Source organism: Paenibacillus sp. FSL R7-0333 (assembly GCF_038000365.1).
Taxonomy (GTDB): Bacteria; Bacillota; Bacilli; order Paenibacillales; family Paenibacillaceae; genus Paenibacillus_AQ; species Paenibacillus_AQ silagei.
This window is the reverse complement of record NZ_JBBOBZ010000001.1, coordinates 426,222-442,312: the sequence shown is the minus strand read 5'-3', so window position 1 is coordinate 442,312 and position 16,091 is coordinate 426,222. Positions and strand designations below refer to the sequence as shown.

General features: G+C 54.4%; 15 protein-coding genes. 2 read left to right on the top strand and 13 right to left on the bottom strand.

The features are described from left to right. Window positions 1-135 precede the first annotated feature (135 nt). From MKY86_RS01855 to MKY86_RS01820, 8 genes are all read right to left on the bottom strand, one after another. Entirely contained in the window at window positions 136-990 is an 855-nt protein-coding gene (locus tag MKY86_RS01855; RefSeq protein ID WP_076080198.1) for a glutamate ABC transporter substrate-binding protein, read from the bottom strand. 33 nt (window positions 991-1,023) lie between these two features. After that, window positions 1,024-1,752, bottom strand: a complete 729-nt coding sequence (locus tag MKY86_RS01850) for an amino acid ABC transporter ATP-binding protein (RefSeq protein ID WP_036693252.1) — start codon at window positions 1,750-1,752, stop codon at window positions 1,024-1,026. Window positions 1,753-2,085: 333 nt separating this feature from the next. Next, window positions 2,086-3,075 (bottom strand): inorganic phosphate transporter, encoded by a 990-nt coding sequence (locus tag MKY86_RS01845; RefSeq protein ID WP_036730908.1) that lies wholly within the window; start codon window positions 3,073-3,075, stop codon window positions 2,086-2,088. A gap of 12 nt (window positions 3,076-3,087) precedes the next feature. Next, window positions 3,088-3,705, bottom strand: a complete 618-nt coding sequence (locus MKY86_RS01840; protein ID WP_036730910.1) for a DUF47 domain-containing protein — start codon at window positions 3,703-3,705, stop codon at window positions 3,088-3,090. A 204-nt stretch (window positions 3,706-3,909) separates the two neighbouring features. Then, window positions 3,910-5,025: a DUF3048 domain-containing protein gene (locus tag MKY86_RS01835; RefSeq protein ID WP_340825846.1), complete on the bottom strand. Its 1,116-nt coding sequence runs from the start codon at window positions 5,023-5,025 to the stop codon at window positions 3,910-3,912. Window positions 5,026-5,194: 169 nt separating this feature from the next. Then, the gene (locus MKY86_RS01830; protein WP_036730914.1) at window positions 5,195-5,971 is read right to left on the bottom strand and encodes a DODA-type extradiol aromatic ring-opening family dioxygenase; all 777 of its coding nucleotides are present in this window, start codon (window positions 5,969-5,971) and stop codon (window positions 5,195-5,197) included. A gap of 83 nt (window positions 5,972-6,054) precedes the next feature. Beyond that, on the bottom strand, window positions 6,055-6,885 hold the full coding sequence (locus MKY86_RS01825; RefSeq protein ID WP_036730916.1) for an alpha/beta hydrolase family protein: 831 nt from the start codon (window positions 6,883-6,885) through the stop codon (window positions 6,055-6,057). 204 nt (window positions 6,886-7,089) lie between these two features. After that, the gene (locus MKY86_RS01820) at window positions 7,090-7,290 is read right to left on the bottom strand and encodes a hypothetical protein (RefSeq protein WP_076080196.1); all 201 of its coding nucleotides are present in this window, start codon (window positions 7,288-7,290) and stop codon (window positions 7,090-7,092) included. 185 nt (window positions 7,291-7,475) lie between these two features. Here MKY86_RS01820 and MKY86_RS01815 point away from each other — a divergent pair, with 185 nt between their 5' ends. Together MKY86_RS01815 and MKY86_RS01810 are read left to right on the top strand one after the other, a co-directional pair. After that, window positions 7,476-8,138, top strand: a complete 663-nt coding sequence (locus MKY86_RS01815) for a DUF1129 family protein (protein WP_076080194.1) — start codon at window positions 7,476-7,478, stop codon at window positions 8,136-8,138. Window positions 8,139-8,179: 41 nt separating this feature from the next. Beyond that, window positions 8,180-9,118: a hypothetical protein gene (locus tag MKY86_RS01810; RefSeq protein WP_076080192.1), complete on the top strand. Its 939-nt coding sequence runs from the start codon at window positions 8,180-8,182 to the stop codon at window positions 9,116-9,118. Between the two features lie 94 nt (window positions 9,119-9,212). Here MKY86_RS01810 and ilvA read toward each other — a convergent pair whose 3' ends face one another. From ilvA to purD, 5 genes are all read right to left on the bottom strand, one after another. Beyond that, a complete protein-coding gene (gene ilvA / locus MKY86_RS01805; protein ID WP_076080190.1) occupies window positions 9,213-10,475 on the bottom strand; it encodes a threonine ammonia-lyase IlvA in 1,263 nt (420 codons plus the stop codon). 160 nt (window positions 10,476-10,635) lie between these two features. Further along, window positions 10,636-12,720, bottom strand: a complete 2,085-nt coding sequence (locus MKY86_RS01800; RefSeq protein ID WP_076080188.1) for a methyl-accepting chemotaxis protein — start codon at window positions 12,718-12,720, stop codon at window positions 10,636-10,638. 258 nt (window positions 12,721-12,978) lie between these two features. Beyond that, window positions 12,979-13,170, bottom strand: a complete 192-nt coding sequence (locus tag MKY86_RS01795; RefSeq protein ID WP_143803769.1) for a hypothetical protein — start codon at window positions 13,168-13,170, stop codon at window positions 12,979-12,981. Window positions 13,171-13,274: 104 nt separating this feature from the next. After that, complete coding sequence (locus MKY86_RS01790; RefSeq protein WP_076080184.1) at window positions 13,275-14,597, bottom strand: SEC-C metal-binding domain-containing protein; 1,323 nt, start codon at window positions 14,595-14,597, stop codon at window positions 13,275-13,277. Window positions 14,598-14,808: 211 nt separating this feature from the next. Beyond that, complete coding sequence (gene purD / locus MKY86_RS01785) at window positions 14,809-16,074, bottom strand: phosphoribosylamine--glycine ligase (protein ID WP_076080182.1); 1,266 nt, start codon at window positions 16,072-16,074, stop codon at window positions 14,809-14,811. Window positions 16,075-16,091: the final 17 nt, after the last annotated feature.

Below are 16,091 nucleotides of genomic sequence, written 5' to 3'. Positions count from 1 at the left end.
ACCGCCGTTCCTACAAACAAGTAGAAACGGCGTTGCCGTCCTTGGAAAAGGCGGTACCGTTTCTACGAGAATTTCGTGTGAAACCCGTTTATACGTTCTTACCTTGAGGGAAGCAAGCTCTTGCTTGGAACAGGCTTATTTAGCCGGAGCTTTACCAATCCACTTCGTATAGATGGCATCATATTCCCCGTTTGCCTTAAGTTCAGCCAGTGTATCATTAATCGCCTTAACTACATCGGCGTTGCCTTTCTGGACCGCAATGCCGTAAGGCTCATCGGTGAATGGCTTCCCTACCACCTCGAAGCCGGGGTCCTGGGAGGCCATTCCGTACAGAATCGCATCATCCGTAGTGAGCGCATCACCCTGTCCCGCCTTAAGCGCACTGAAGGCATCCTGGTAGTTATCGAACTCAAGCACGGTTACGCCCGGCACCTTCTCTTTGATATTCTTGATCGAGGTTGCCCCCTTGGAGCCGAGGATCTTCGTATCCTTCGTAACACTTTCCAGACCTGTAATCGTGCTGCCCTTCTTCACCAGCAGAGACTGGCCGGCCTGGAAATAGACATCGGAGAAATCGACTTCCTTCTTGCGGTCTTCCGTAATGGTCATGGTAGCCACCACCATATCGATCTCGCCGTTATTCAGCATCGGAATGCGCGTCTTGGAGGTGACCTCCTTCAGCTCGATGGCATTCTCGTCACCGAGAATTTTCTTAGCGATGGCCTTGGAGATGTCGATGTCGAAGCCTTCCACATTGCCGGAAGCCGGGTCCTTCAGACCGAACAGGCGGGTATCGAACTTCACGCCAACGAGCAGCTTGCCGCGCTCCTTAATCTTGGCAATGGCCGCAGAGTCAGCTGCTGCCCCTCCGGCTGCATTGCCGCCTGCCGCAGGTTCGTTCTTGCCCTTGTTGTTGCCGCACCCGGCAATGACCAGCATAGCCGCAATCATCAGCACACTTAACACCTTGAAGCTCTTGGACATTTTCATTTCGTTTCCTCCCCGGATTCCTATATATTTAGTTTAGTGGCTTAATACACGGCTGAGAAAAGTACGCGTCCGCTCTTCCTTCGGACTGGCGAAGAAGGCTTCCGGCTCCGCCTCTTCCACGATCTGCCCCTGATCCATGAAGATGACCCGGTCCGCCACCTCGCGGGCGAAGCCCATCTCATGGGTCACAACGACCATCGTCATGCCCTCGCGGGCCAGGGCGCGCATGACATCCAGCACCTCTCCGACCATCTCCGGGTCCAGCGCCGAGGTCGGCTCGTCGAACAGCATAATCTTCGGCTTCATCGCCAGCCCCCGGGCAATCGCCACCCGCTGCTGCTGTCCGCCGGATAGCTGGGAAGGATAGGACTCTGCCTTGTCGGCAATGCCGACCTTCTCCAGATAATACATTGCGGTCTTCTCCGCTTCCGCTTTGCTTAAGCCCAGCACCTTGACCGGGGCCAGCGTGATATTATCTATGACTTTTTTGTGCGGGTACAGGTTGAAGTGCTGGAAGACCATTCCGATCTCTTTGCGCAGGGTATTGATATCTGTCTTGCGTTCGTTTACAGTTATACCGTCCACGGTTAATCCGCCGCTCGTGATCGTCTCCAGACGGTTAATGCAGCGCAGCATCGTGCTCTTGCCGGAGCCGGAAGGACCGACTACAACAACGACTTCCCCTTCCTGAACATGCAGATCAATGCCCTTCAGTACATGGAATTGTCCGTAATGTTTGTCTACCTGATGAAAGTCGATCAATGGCTAGGCCTCCTTTGTCTATTCGGGTGTTTGTCAGCAATGGTAACACTTAAAACAAACCTTACTTCAGAGACTACCAAATCCTACATAATACTACGCAAAATTCATTTCTCATATGTTATTTTCTTTTAATTATGTGATGTATTTCATTTTCTTTTTATGCCTATTAACATTTTTTATCAGTTCCGTGTAGCCTTTTGTGACATTCCTCTCTTGAAAAATCAAATAACCTCCGCTTACGCCGAGGCTTACCGCTGAACGCAAAAAAAGATGTCCTAAAGCCATCCATGGCTTCTGCGACATCTTGTCCAGGCAATCTATTCTATTCCAGCCCTAGAAGAAGAGCTTGAAGATCACTCCCGCCAGCAAGGCGCTGATCGGAATCGTAATGAACCAGGTAACCACGATCCGTCCGGCTACTCCCCATTTGACAGCAGAGAAGCGCTTGGCTGAACCTACACCCAGAATCGATGAGGTGATCGCGTGGGTTGTACTTACCGGCAGATGCAGCAGCGTAGCCGTGAAAATAACAGAGGCCGCCGAAATATCCGCTGCGAAGCCGTTGATCGGCTCGATTTTGAAAATCTTCGTGCCCATCGTCTTAATAATCTTCCAGCCGCCGATCGACGTTCCGAGTGCCATGGATGTAGCCGCTGCAATCTTAACCCAGAGCGGAACCTCCATCGTATCCAGCCGTCCCGAGGTGACGAGGGCAAAGGTAATGATCCCCATCGCCTTCTGCGCGTCATTCGTACCATGGGTGAAGGATTGCAGTGCGGCCGTCACGATCTGCATCGAACGGAAGCCCTTGTTGACCGTGTGCGGACTCTTCTTCGCGAAGATCCACTTCAGAATCGTCATCACAATATACCCGATTACAAAAGCGATCAGCGGGGAGAAAATCAGCCCCTCTACGATCTCAATGAACCCGCTCCATTTGATATGCTCTGTACCTGCCCCGACATAGACCGCCCCGGCTAACGCACCGATAAGCGCATGGGAGGAGGACGAAGGAATACCCAGCCACCAGGTCACAAGATTCCAGATAATTGCCGCAATGAGCGTCGCTGTGACAATGTCTATCCCGTTGTCCAGGAGGGTGGGATCGGTAATACTGCCCCCGATCTTCTTCGCCACTCCGGTGAACATCAAGGCGCCGATAAAGTTCATCGAAGCGGCCAGCATGATGGCTGTACGCGGCTTCAGCGCACGGGTTGAGACAGAGGTAGCAATCGCATTGGCGGTATCATGAAAGCCGTTGATGAAGTCGAACGCCAGCGCAAGAAAGATAACAAAAGCTAGTACATATATAGATGTATCCATATTTGAGGCCCCTTATGAGTTACGCATGATGATCGATTCCAGCATGTTGGCTACGTCTTCACATTTATCCGTGGTGGTCTCGAGCCGCTCATACAATTCTTTGCGCTTAATCAGCTCAATCGGGTCCTTCACAGTCTCGAACAGGGCCTTGGTGCAGATACGCAGGACTTCGTCGCCCTGGTTCTCCAGATCATTCAGACGGATGGTGTATTCGCGGATCGCCAGCAGCTTCTTCTGGGAGAGCAAATGAACCGCCTTCTGGATCTCGTATGCACTCTGGCGGAGAATCTCTGCGAACTGGACAATATACTCATCCGCATCCAGCAGGTTATACATATAGAAACGCGAGGCAGAAGCCTCCAGCCCATCAATGACATCGTCCATGCTTGTAATCAGATCCATGATGTCGTCCCGCTCCAGCGGCGTAATGAACGTCTTGTTCAATTCCTTGATGACAGTGTGTGTGTAGGTATCGCACTGGGATTCGTATTTCTTCATCTCCCCGGCGAAGTTCTCCACATTGCCCTGGAGAGTCGAGATATTCTGAGCGAAATAATCCGCCGCCTGAACAATGGTGTCAGCCATGTTTTCCAGCGTCTCAAAGAATATATCCTTTTTTCTGAGCCTCATTAGCTTTATACCCCTTTACATGAAATTGCCGTAAAAAAATGCAGCCATCCAAATGTAAATGCATGAAAATGAATGACAACCCTTGTTATCTTATCATATCGACAGAAGGGATAGAAGACAAAAAACCGAACTTTTTCACACTATAATAACAATTCCCTGCAACTTACGAAAATAATCATCCGAACATTCAATCTCCAGCCGGAATTAGGGGGATGCAGGCGCCTGCGCGTATTCGAGATGACTGCTGAACGAAGGACTGTTCGGAACGATCAGAATATGGGTAATCCCCGGGAACATCAGCGCCTCCTTGCCGTCCTTCTTCACGAACCGGATGACGTCTCCGGGGCTGCGCGACCACTTGCCGTTCATCGCTACACCGCGCTGTAACAGCACTGCTTCTCCCCCCAGCTCCGTATCCACCTGCAGCCGGCCGACATCGTCCAGCACCTTATGGTCCGAACCCATCACGATGATGTTTGCCGCTTCCACCGGACGGTTATTATTCAGATCGAGATGCGGCTTGCCGTTCACCCAGCGGGCGTATGTGCGCTGCTCTGCGTTATAATGGTACCCGACATTGTAGCTCTTCAGCAGGAAGTTCACACCCAGCGCAAGCGCTGGGGTGCCCTCCACAGGAATGTACTCCGGATCATGGAAAAGAAAACCCGGTACCTTCACGCTCTCCGCATAGCCCAGCTTCACTGCCCCCTCCCGCAGCTTGGCGGCATTGCTGTACAGGTTATGCGGGGCCTTGCGTTCCTTGTCCCGCCAGAAGTAGGCCCCCGCGCGGCCGATTTCGTCCATATCCGCCTTCTTCTGCCGTTGCAGAATGGCATAGGCATCCGGACTGCCTCCGGCATGCACCGTTATGCCGCCATAGCTCTCGCCGATATCCAGCAGGTAAGGGCGGATACTGCGGATCGGCCCAATCTTCACCACCCCGGCATGACTCTGAAAGATACCGATCAGCCGGGTAATTCCGCCTTCGGCCAGCACCTCGTACAGAATATCCGCCTCGCTGATCCCGGACTGCGGGCGGGCCGCCGGGGCATTATTGATCATGACCGCGAGCGGCCGGGGCAGGCTCTCCTCCTCAACCGGCAGGCCTGTTAAGCCGGAGACTGCTCCGGCGGCAGGCTCAGGAGAGGGGGACTGTACCACCTCTGTCGGCTGTGGCTCCAGGGTAGGCGCTGCTGTTGGTGCAGACGTGGGTACGGGCACAGGGCTGGCCTGCTCGTTACTGCAGGCAGAGAGCAGCACGGCGGCAAGGACCAGAGCAGATACAGGACGGGATACATAACGGTTCACCGATATAGACACGTTGTTCCTCCTAATCGTAAGTTACAGCTTGCTTCTCTCGATTCTCTTCTATGAAACTCGCTTCCTTTATTTAATCATAGCTGGCAGAGTTTGTCTTGAGTCAAGTGGAAACGGCAGCACAAAAAGAGTACAGCCCTTATAGCAGCTGTACCCTCTATTCATTCCTATATTAATCAAACATCCAGCAGTTCAGGCTGAGCGTACCGTATTGGTAGGCCTGAATCATTAACTGTGCCGCTCTGCCTTCATCGGCTGCACCCATTACGTAGAAGAGCGGGATGAAATGTTCCTTGCCGTAGGTTGGTACGGCCTCCCTCACATGCGGAGCTTGCTTCTCATACGCATACAGAGAGGGAAGATCCCAGGCCGCAAGCCGCTCTGCAATCCACCCGTCGAAGTCAAGCGCCCATTGCTCCGGCTGATCCTTCTGCTTCAGCAGCCTGAGGTTATGCACCAGACCGCCGCTGCCGATCAGGAGGACACCTTCCTCACGCAGCGGAGCAAGCATCCGTCCGATGTTGTACTGCTCCTCAGGCGAGCGGAGCGAATCCACGGATAAGGCCACGACCGGAATATCCGCCTGCGGGAACATGGTCCTCAGGATGACCCAGGCACCATGATCCAGCCCACGGCCCAGCACGGGCTGATGGGGCAGATTACTATCCTTGAACAGTTCCGAAATACGGCGGCTGAGTGCGGGATCACCTGGAGCAGGATAACTCAGCTGATACATCTCTTCCGGGAACCCGTAGAAATCATGCTGCGTTTCATGCTGTGCGTCCACTGTGATCAGCTGCTCGGGACTGTCCCAATGAGCTGAGAAGATCACAATGCCGCGGGGCTTCCCCAGATCCGAACCCAGCCGCTGCAAGAAACGCGTATAGTCGTTATCCTCAAGTACCAGCAGCGGGGAGCCATGCGCAATGAAAAAGGCTGGTAATTTCATAGGGTAAGAGCCTCCATTTCCGGTATGGTCTTCCCCTTTATTTTACAGCTAATTCCTAGCCATTGCGAGTGCCGTTACCGCTCCTATATCATCCAGTTCTGCCATTCCTCCTGCAGATGCTCCTGCTGGTTCATCCAATCCCGGGTACGCTTCAGCACCTGCTCCTGCGCCGGACCCGAAGAGAAGGTATGATCGCCCTGGAAAATAATCTCCTTGTCGCACCGTCCTTCCGGCCGGGTCCAGAACAGCTTCTGGTAGAGAAACGCATAATCTACAGGAATCACATCATCGGAGGTTCCGTGGATGACCAGCACATCGCCGCTGAACTTCCCGGCTTCCTGGAACGGCTGGAAGGCAGCCAGGGAATTGAAGTATACCGGCGTGAACGAATAGCCGGCGTAATCTGCTGAACCGCTCTTCACCGACCGGTCGAAGGCATCTCTGCCAACAATCTTGACGATATCATTGAAGGGATAACCGACAGCTGACCACAGTACAAGGTTCTTCACCCGCCGGTCACGGACACCGGTCAGCAGCGCCACCGCACCTCCCAGACTGTGTCCGATCAGCGTTACACGCTGCGGGTCCACATCGGCCGAGCTGATGCCGTAATCCAGCACCGCCCGGGTCTGCCCGATCATCGATTCCATATCTTCGCTGCCGTAATCACCGCTGCTCTCCCCGCAGCCCGCATAATCGAAGCGGATTACCATATAGCCATCCTGTGCCAGCTCACGGGCTGCCTTGACGAAGATCCGGTCGACACCGATCCGGCTGCCCACGAAGCCATGGCAGATCACTGCAAGCGGCACCCGGTTCTTGCACCGTCCTGTCCCTGCCCGGTCTGCGGCCGGATAATGTATGCTCGCTGTCAGTTCCTCTCCGTTATGCCGGATGATGATATTCCGTTCCATTGCGGCGTCCTCCCCTGAATGGCTGATTTATTTTAAATTATAATAATTCCGATTAACTTAGTATGATTAATATCTCTATTATAATATCTGTGCTAATTTGTTGTCAATACGCATGAAGCCCGCCGCTTACGTCAGCCCTACCGGAGAAAAGGCCCCTTCCACTCCCGCAGGAGCAAAAGAGGCCCATACCCGCTTAGGCATCACTCAGTCATAGCTGTCGTGAAACATGTCGTGTGTCTCCTGCCGGCCTTCCCAATCCCCGAGCCCGTTCTCCTGGCCCTGCCCCGCAGCATCCCATAGGCTGAAGCCGTCAGAATTGCCCCAGTCCCCCACATCATTAGTCGGTACAGGCGTGGTGCCGTCGTTCACAGCCTTGCCGGGTTCCTGCTTGTTTTCCTGTTCCATAACGCTCCCTGCCTTCCCTCTAGCTATAGTTGGTGAAGCCACCACCTCTTCAGTGTTTACTCTTCCAAAAGGATTATTCAGACCTTCGTGAACGAACGTTGTCCTTGCACACGGCTGGTGCACAAACGTATACTCTAGGTTGAAGGTATCCTGATCACTCAATGCTGGAGGTATAGGTCCACACTATGAAAGTCAAAGCTATGATGAAGCAGAACAACCTGCTGCGGGAGCAGATGACGCCGTCTAACCGCTCTTATTACGAAGATATGATTCTGGCGATGCGCGCCAGTTCAGTAGATGCTGTACGTGCAGAGGAGCTGCTGCTGGAGGCGGCTGAGCTGCTGCTGAAGGGACAAGCCAAGGGCAAGAATGCCAAGCAGATTTTTGGCGAGAAGCCCGGTGATTATTTCAAGGACGTGATGGACAGTGTCCCGCCGCGCATACCGCGCAGCCGGCTGAAGAACTCTATGATGATCTCCTGGTCCGCTCTGACCCTGCTGTTCGGGACAATGGGCATTGCCGGCCTGATTACACAGTGGAGCGGCGGTCCGCACGAACTCTTCGGCCAGCTCAGCCTGTTCACGCTGGTCGTTGTCGGCGCAGGCTCCATCCTGCTGGTTGAGCTGATTATGAAATGGATGGCCTCCCTGTCAGAGGATGACAGTCCGAAGCCCAAGACCTTCGACATTAAGGCCCTGGGCATCTACATCGGAATTGCTGTGATTGCGGTATTCGCCGGCATATTCCTCGATAATCTGTTCCCGGTGATTCCGGTCTCGCCCTGGGTCAGTCTGGCTCTGGCCGCTGCCGGAGGGCTGGGGCTGAAATTCATATTCTTCCCATCTTAGAGGCTGAAACCCACATCTATTCCACACAGGAGGAGACTCGAATGAAAAAGCATGCCGTTCTATCCGCCGCAATCGCCCTGCTCATAGGGCTTCAGGCAGGCGCAGCCGTCCCGGCCGGTGCCGAAGGCAGCGGAAGCAGCCGGACAGGCACTTCCGGTGCAACTGCAAGCGCTAAGACTGCCAGCCATGCAGAAGCGGTCTATAAGGGCGCGCTGCCGCTGCTGTCCAGCGGTAACCTGCCGGGCGCCGTTGCCTATATGAAGACGAAGCTATACGCAGTCACTCCTTATCAGGCGACTGTATTGACGCTGAAGCTGGAGAACCTGCATAAGGCGCTGCTGCCCTCCTGGGAGAAGAAATTCAGCAGCAGCGAGGTCCAGCGGAAGCTCCTCACCGTCTACAGAGGGGGAGTCAGCATGGAGAAGCTGGCTGAGAGTACGGATAACGCCGCCTTGCGCGCCCTGCTGCAAAGTGCGGGAGAGAGCGGGTACAAGCTGGATACCGCCGAGGGCAGCTTTTACCCGGTGATTGATTATGCGGCTTACCGCAAATATAAGCCTTATGTAACGGAGGATATCAGCAGTTATATTTCCATTATGGCGGCTGAATCAGATCTGCCTTCTTCCAAGGATAACGGGCTGATCATTGCTTGGGGCGAGGTAGCCGACCGTGCGCTGACCCAGGAGCAATTCATCCAGACCTATCCCACATCCAACCGGGTACAGGCCGTCAAGAAGCTGTATAACCAGTATGCTGTGAACACCTTCTACGGCCAGAACAACACCCCGCTCTTCCATTACGATAATCTGGAGATGGATCTGGAGGCGCAGAAGGCCTACACCAGCATCTTGGCCAAGAACAGCAGCTCTAGTGCCTTCCTGCAGAAGCTTGAGGGCTTCATGAAGCTGATGAAGAGTAACGGCTACCTGCTGGACGACGCAGCGGAGCAGTATCTGAAGACTGAGGTGCCCCAGCTGTAGGCGGTTCAATTAAATCCGTTACAACGTGAAACAGCCCCGTCCAGACTTTGCTGGGCGGGGCTTACTTTGTCTATATGCAGCTACCCGCCGCACCTCAGATCAGCATACTGAACAGATTAACATCCTTGTTAATCTCCACGTAATCGACGCCCTTCTGCTTCATCCGCTCAATCAGCGGGGCGTAGGCATCGGTAGACATCAGTTCAATGCCGACCAGGGCCGGGCCGTTCTCCTTCTCATTCTTCTTCGTGTACTCGAACCGGGTAATATCATCATCCGGTCCGACCACCTCGGTCAGGAACTCGCGCAGGGCGCCCGCGCGCTGCGGGAAGTTGACCATGAAGTAATGCTTAAGACCCTCATAGATCAGGGAACGCTCCTTGATCTCCTGCATCCGGTCAATATCGTTGTTGCCGCCGCTGACGATGCAGACCACGCTTTTGCCCCGGATCTGGTCACGGTACATGTCCAGTGCAGCAATGGGGAGGGAACCGGCAGGCTCCACCACAATCGCATTCTCATTATACAGCTCCAGAATAGTGGTACACGCCTTGCCCTCCGGCACCTTCACCACATCATCCAGAAGCTTCGAGCAGATATCGAAGGTCAGGCCGCCGACACGCTTCACCGCCGCGCCGTCCACGAATTTGTTGATCTCCTTCAGGGTGATGACCTCACCGCTCTGCATGGCCTCACTCATCGAAGCCGCGCCGCTAGGCTCCACACCAATAACCTTGGTTGCCGGACTCACCGTCTTGATATAGGTGGCTACACCGGCTGCCAGCCCGCCACCGCCGATGGTGACGAACACGAAGTCCGCTGGCTTGTCCAGATTCTCCATCACCTCCATGGCAATGGTTCCGTTGCCGGCAATAATACGCGGCTCATCGAACGGGTGAATCAGCGTCATGCTATGGTCAATGCAAGCCTGCAGCGCTTCATCGTAAGCATCATCGAAGGTATCCCCCTTCAGAATCACCTCAACGAATTCGCCGCCGAAGCGCCGGACCTGCTTAATCTTCTGATTAGGAGTAGTGCTCGGCATGAATATCTTGCCTTTGATGCCTAGTGCCTTGCAGGAATAAGCCACGCCCTGGGCATGATTTCCCGCGCTGGCGCAGACGATGCCCTTGGCTCTGTCCTCGTCAGACAGACTGCGGATCATATTATAGGCTCCCCGGATTTTGAAGGAGCGTACAATCTGCAGATCCTCACGTTTCAAGTACACATTACAGCCGTATTTGGCCGACAATACCGCATCCAGCTGGAGCGGCGTACGGACGATAACCTCCCGCAGCACATGGTGCGCGCGTACAATATCTTCCATTCCTACGATCCGGTTTTCGCCTTCTCTCATGTTTTCCCCGCCTCACTGTCTCTTTCTTATCGTTTCGCTTCTTGTAACATACTCTTCCAAGGACTTTTTTTCAACCCTTGTCCTCCCCACACACCATAACATCCACTGCGAGTGGAATTATGCGCAGCAGCTCCCTGCCGATAAGCAAGCGGGCGGCCCTCTATACCTTAAACCTCGACACCGCACTCAGCAGCTGCGCCGAGCTAAGCTTGATCTCCTCCATCTCGGCCACGATGCTGCCGGACCGTCCGATGATCTGCTCTGCTCCGGCAGCAATGACTCCCGCTTCTTCCGCTCCCTCATTCGTCGCACTGCCTGTCTCACTGATCGCAGTAAGCATGCTCTGGATGGAAGCCAGCAGCTCTTCCGAGGTGGCGCTGAAGTCCGTCACCAGCTCCTCGATATACCGGGCATCCTCACTGTACCGCTCTCCGGTCTCCTGCATGGCATCGTAGTCCTTCTTCACCTGGCTGTCCATGAAGCCAAGCATACTCTCCGCAGCCTCCACCAGATTGGACACCGCCTGGACTACCGCCCCTGTCACTCCCTGGATCTCAGTCACCGTCTCACGCGAGTTGTCGGCCAGCTTACGGATCTCCTCTGCCACTACAGCGAACCCCCGGCCCGCTTCCCCGGCCCTTGCCGCCTCAATTGAAGCATTCAGCGATAACAGATTGGTCTGGGCGGCGATCTCCAGAATAGCACCCGTGAGCGCGCTGATCTGCGAGATCGATCCCGACTGTTCAATGGCCGTGCGCAGCTTCTCTTCGCTAAGCCCGTACACGGTATCCGCCTGTGTGCGGGATTCCCAGGCTCTCTCCTTCAGCCGCTCCGCCCGCAGGTTAATTTCTCCGGCGGCTTCCGCCCCCTCCTGAGCTTTGCGGGCAATCCCGTGGATCGCAGCCTCGATCTGGGTCGTGCTGGCATTCATCTCCTCCATAGAGGCGGCGGTCTGCTGCAAGCCTGCCGACAGCTCCTCCGTAACCCCCGAGATATCGGTAATGCTGCCATCCAGCACGAATACGTTCTGCTCTGTATTCCCTACCGCGCCCGAGATACTCTGCGAGCTGTGCAGGATCTCCTGAATCAGCGACTGCTGCGAGGCGATCATATCGTTGAAGCCCTCAGCCAACACCCCGATCTCGCCTCCAGCGGTTACCCTTGCCCTTACCGACAGGTCCCCCGCCTTCGCCTGCCCGAACGCAGCCGTGAGGAGCGGAAACTGCTTCAGGATACTGCCCGAGACCAGATACAGCAGGACAGACAGCACCGCAATCGAAACCATAATGGAGAGGAAGAAAATCAGCTCGAAGCGCTTCAGCTCCAGCTCCGCATGCTTCTGTGGTACGATCAGCGCGACTGACCACTGGTTAGCCACAGCCGGTGAATAGGATACATAGCTGGGCTCGCCGTCTATGTCCGCCCGGATGACATTTGAGCCCCACTGCAGCATTTTATCGCCGACAGTCTTCCACGATCCGCCCAGATCAGCCATCTTCTTCAGCAGAATATGATCCGGATTGGGATGATAGATGAAGGTCCCCGTCTCATCAATCAGCACGGCATAGCCGCTGCCTTTATAATGAAAAGCGCCCAGCGCAGCTGTAATCTGCTCAATCGAAATATCTGCACTCGCCACGCCGATCAGCCTGCCTGAATCATCAAGCAGCGGTGTGCTGACACTGACGACCATTTTGCCTGACCCGGCATCAATATAAGGATTGGTAATCGTTACACGCTTGTTCGCAGCCGCAGCGGAATACCAGCTTCGCTCCTTCAGCACGTAGTCTGCCGGAGGCTCGAATTCATCCTGGGTAATCACCTTGTTCACCGCATCCAGACCTATGTATACATTGAGCAAATTCTTATTGTTGTTCTTGATCAGGTTCAGCGTCTCGATCAGCTCCGTGTACCCGTCCGTAGTCTTCAGCGTCTGCGCATCCTTCACCCTCAGAATGAAGTCGCGGAGGTAGGCGTTGGCATTGAGCAGTGCCACACTGTCTACAGCAGGCTGCAGCAGGTCATTGACCTGCACCCCGATCGCCCCTTTCTCATACGTCAGCGAGCTCTTCAGCCCGTCCACGATAAGCTGCTTGGCATTGCTGTAGATCACTACAGACACAGTCGCGAAAATAACCACCACAGACAGAATCACTGACAAAAACAGCTTGCCGCGAATCCCCATATTACGGAGTGAGCCGATAAGCCCCCTCTCCTTGACCCTCTTACTCTTTCCCAGTGCCATAGACCCTCCCACCTTCCATGTATAAAGACCCGGGGCTGTCCCGGATCTTCTCTGTCTTTTCGACTTATTTCTGCAAAAAATCCCTTTATCCCTGTACCATTTTCCCATAGGCTGTGAAATAAGTGTGTCCATGTAAGGTATTTTCTCATAATTATCGAGTTAAGCCTCTTATTTACCCTTATCACCGCTTATTCATGTCAGGTTATTTGCAAAAAAATACTCCTTTGTATCTGCTGTATTCAGCAAAGCGCTCTGACATTATTCATCATCGACTTTGCAGTATCGTAGATCCTGTATATCGTCCGTCTGCAATGAATACTTGGCCATCAGCGCTTTGAAATGCTCGTCGCCCTGCGGTGTAATCTCATAGATGTATTGTTCGGAATAGTTGTTAACGCTAACGACCTCTACCAGCACCATCGCCCATTGTGTTCGGTTTTTCGCATACATCGGCATAGGCCTGCGTCCAGTGAAATCAGCGAGGTCACTCCTATTTACTTATCCATAAAAAAACACAGCCCCGGAGGACTGTGTCTGGTATTCATCTATAGCGTCTATTGCTTCAGCATCCACTTCAGCAGATCCGGCAGGCTCGCCCACAAGCGCGAGTGCATAATTACATATTCAATCGCTTCATTGGGATCACCCATACCGACATAATCGGGAAGATTATGCGGCAACCGCTTCATACCCAGCAGGTAATCCGGCACATGCTTGTTCACTCCGCGGGCTATGCGGTAGAGCATTTTGAGCTGCGAGGTAATGCCGTTCTTCTTGAACTCCAGTACAATCCGGTCATAGGCAAAAGCCGCCGCCGCATCCTCTTCACCGTAGTTCTTAATGATCCGCTCTGCTTCTTCAAGCTGGTTGCTATACAGATATACAGCAGTCAGGAGATAGCGGGCACCCGTATTATCATCCTTATTAAGCTCCAGAATATGCTCCAGCATCTCTGTTGCTTCCTCCGCCTTACCGCCGAACCAGCAGGATTCCGCGTAGCTTTGGCAGATCCGGATATAAGGGCGGGTCTCATAGAGCCCCCAGAAGAACCCTTTATGCTTCGTAAAATAAGACTCGCCCAGCTCCCGTCTGCCTGCGGCGATTCCCGCCTTCAGCAGCTCACGGGCGTCCTCCTCATTCTCCGTTTCCTCGGCCAGAATAAGGTAGGCTTCCGGGCTGTCAGGATAGAGCTCCAGCGCCTTCTCCGCCAGCTGGACCCGGCGCTTCGCAGAGGTTGCCTCCATGGCTTGGGCCAGAAGGGTCTGCGCCTTCTCCTGCGGAGTTTCCGCTCCGTTCAGCGCCATCAAATCGTCCGCTTCCCCGGTCATGCCGTATTCCTCGACATAGTTATATATTTCTTTAACCTTGCGGGAGATCGTGGCCGTGGTAATCGCGTATTTGTCCGCCAGCTCCGCCTGCGACAGCATGAAGCCGTACTCCTCGGACAGCAGGTATTCGATCGCCGCACAGAATGAGCCTGTCTTCTTCACGGCCGGCTTGGTCTGGCGGGAGAAGCCGTTCCACAGCAGCAGTGCTTCCAGGATCAGCTCACGGTCATACTGGTCTCTCATGTGCTCGATCAGCTCCAGCGCCAGCTGTTCATGGGCCGGATGCTCCCAGTTCAGCTCCTTTGCCACCATCTTCTTCAGCTTGGGCAGCGTAAGCTTGCCCGCAGCAGGGGCGGCACTTACCGTAGCCGGCTGTTCCTCGTGCACGATTACGCCGGGTATGGTTACAGGTGCTTGCGCCGCTGCATCCCCTGCGTTAACCAGCCGCAGCATCAACTGGGCCGCCGCTCTGTCTTTCTCCATGCAGCATTTCTTATATTTGTTCCCGCTTCCACACGGGCATAAGTCATTTCTTCCTACCTTACTCAAAACTAATTCCCCCTTAAATCAGTAACTGTACATCCGCATAAGCAACGCTGTCATTGTACTATTATAGCATTCGTTATGAAATTGTTAAAAAAGGCCTTTCCTTAGAAAGGAAAGACCCTTTATCTGTATATATCCGCACATTTTCCCCCGTACGAGTTGTATTATAGCACTTCTCCTACAACTTGTCAGTCCTTTTTTTGGGACTTTCTCCTCAGACCAGTGCCTTCATTGCGATATCACTGCGGTTCTGTTTACCCGCAAACGTGATACTCTCCGCACTGGCATAGGCCGATGTACGTGCTTCAGCAATGGTTGCCCCTAGGCCTACCACCCCAAGCACACGGCCGCCGGCGGTCACCCAGCCTCCGTCTTCGCTGCGTGCGGTACCGGCATGGAAGACGAGCGCCGAGCCGCTGTCTTCCAGCCCGCTGATCGGCACCCCCTTCGGGTAAGGCCCGGGATACCCCTCCGAGGCCAGGACCACGCAGACTGCGGCCTCTTCGCTCCACTCGATCGGAATATCGGCGAGTCTGCCTTCGGTCACAGCCAGGAAAATCTCCAGCAGATCGCTTCGCAGCCGGGGAAGAACCACCTGTGTCTCCGGGTCCCCGAAGCGGGCATTGAACTCGATCGTCTTCGGTCTGCCATCCGGCGAGATCATCAGTCCTGCGAACAGCACTCCGCTGAAGGGACGGCCCTCAGCCACCATCGCTCTGGCTGTCGGCTCAATAATCGTCTCGACCGCTTCACGGATGATAGCTTCATCGATATGCGGCAGCGGGGAATACGTCCCCATGCCTCCCGTATTAGGTCCTTTATCGCCGTCGAATACAGACTTATGGTCCTGGGCCGCAGCCATCGGCCGCACCGTTTCCCCATCCACGAACGCCAGAATCGACATTTCCTGCCCGGCAAGGAACTCTTCAATGACGACCTGCGCCCCTGCTTCCCCGAAAACCTTGTCGACCATGATCTCCTGAAGGGCCTGCTCCGCTTCCTCACGGGAATACGCCACGGTTACCCCTTTGCCTGCGGCCAGGCCGTCCGCCTTGATGACAATCGGCAGTTCTTGGCTCCGCAGATAAGACAAGGCTGTCTCATAATCGCTGAATTTCTCGTAAGCGGCTGTCGGAATGCTGTATTTATGCAGCAGATCCTTCATGAAGGTCTTGCTGCCCTCAATCTCTGCGGCATTCTTCCGCGGGCCGAATACAGGGATTTCCTGAGCTTCGAAGGCATCCACAATGCCTGCAGCGAGCGGATCATCCGGTCCGATGACCACCAGTCCTACCTTCTTCTCCTTGGCAAAAGCGGTCAGCTTATCGAACTCGAAGACGCCGATCGGCACACATTCCGCAAGCTGCGCAATCCCGGCATTGCCGGGGGCGCAGTAGATTTTACCGGCACGGGGACTGCGGGACAAGCTCCAGATGATCGCATGCTCACGTCCGCCGCCGCCGACTACTAAAATATCCATAAGGCTCTGATCCTCCC

Coding starts and splice junctions, on each gene's coding strand:
- MKY86_RS01830 (WP_036730914.1), bottom strand. CDS start 5,971: ATGAAATTACCAGCCTTTTTCATTGCGCATGGCTCCCCGCTGCTGGTA.
- MKY86_RS01815 (WP_076080194.1), top strand. CDS start 7,476: ATGAAAGTCAAAGCTATGATGAAGCAGAACAACCTGCTGCGGGAGCAG.
- MKY86_RS01810 (WP_076080192.1), top strand. CDS start 8,180: ATGAAAAAGCATGCCGTTCTATCCGCCGCAATCGCCCTGCTCATAGGG.
- MKY86_RS01855 (WP_076080198.1), bottom strand. CDS start 990: ATGAAAATGTCCAAGAGCTTCAAGGTGTTAAGTGTGCTGATGATTGCG.
- MKY86_RS01795 (WP_143803769.1), bottom strand. CDS start 13,170: ATGTATGCGAAAAACCGAACACAATGGGCGATGGTGCTGGTAGAGGTC.
- MKY86_RS01820 (WP_076080196.1), bottom strand. CDS start 7,290: ATGGAACAGGAAAACAAGCAGGAACCCGGCAAGGCTGTGAACGACGGC.
- MKY86_RS01825 (WP_036730916.1), bottom strand. CDS start 6,885: ATGGAACGGAATATCATCATCCGGCATAACGGAGAGGAACTGACAGCG.
- MKY86_RS01840 (WP_036730910.1), bottom strand. CDS start 3,705: ATGAGGCTCAGAAAAAAGGATATATTCTTTGAGACGCTGGAAAACATG.
- purD (WP_076080182.1), bottom strand. CDS start 16,074: ATGGATATTTTAGTAGTCGGCGGCGGCGGACGTGAGCATGCGATCATC.
- MKY86_RS01800 (WP_076080188.1), bottom strand. CDS start 12,720: ATGGCACTGGGAAAGAGTAAGAGGGTCAAGGAGAGGGGGCTTATCGGC.
- MKY86_RS01845 (WP_036730908.1), bottom strand. CDS start 3,075: ATGGATACATCTATATATGTACTAGCTTTTGTTATCTTTCTTGCGCTG.
- ilvA (WP_076080190.1), bottom strand. CDS start 10,475: ATGAGAGAAGGCGAAAACCGGATCGTAGGAATGGAAGATATTGTACGC.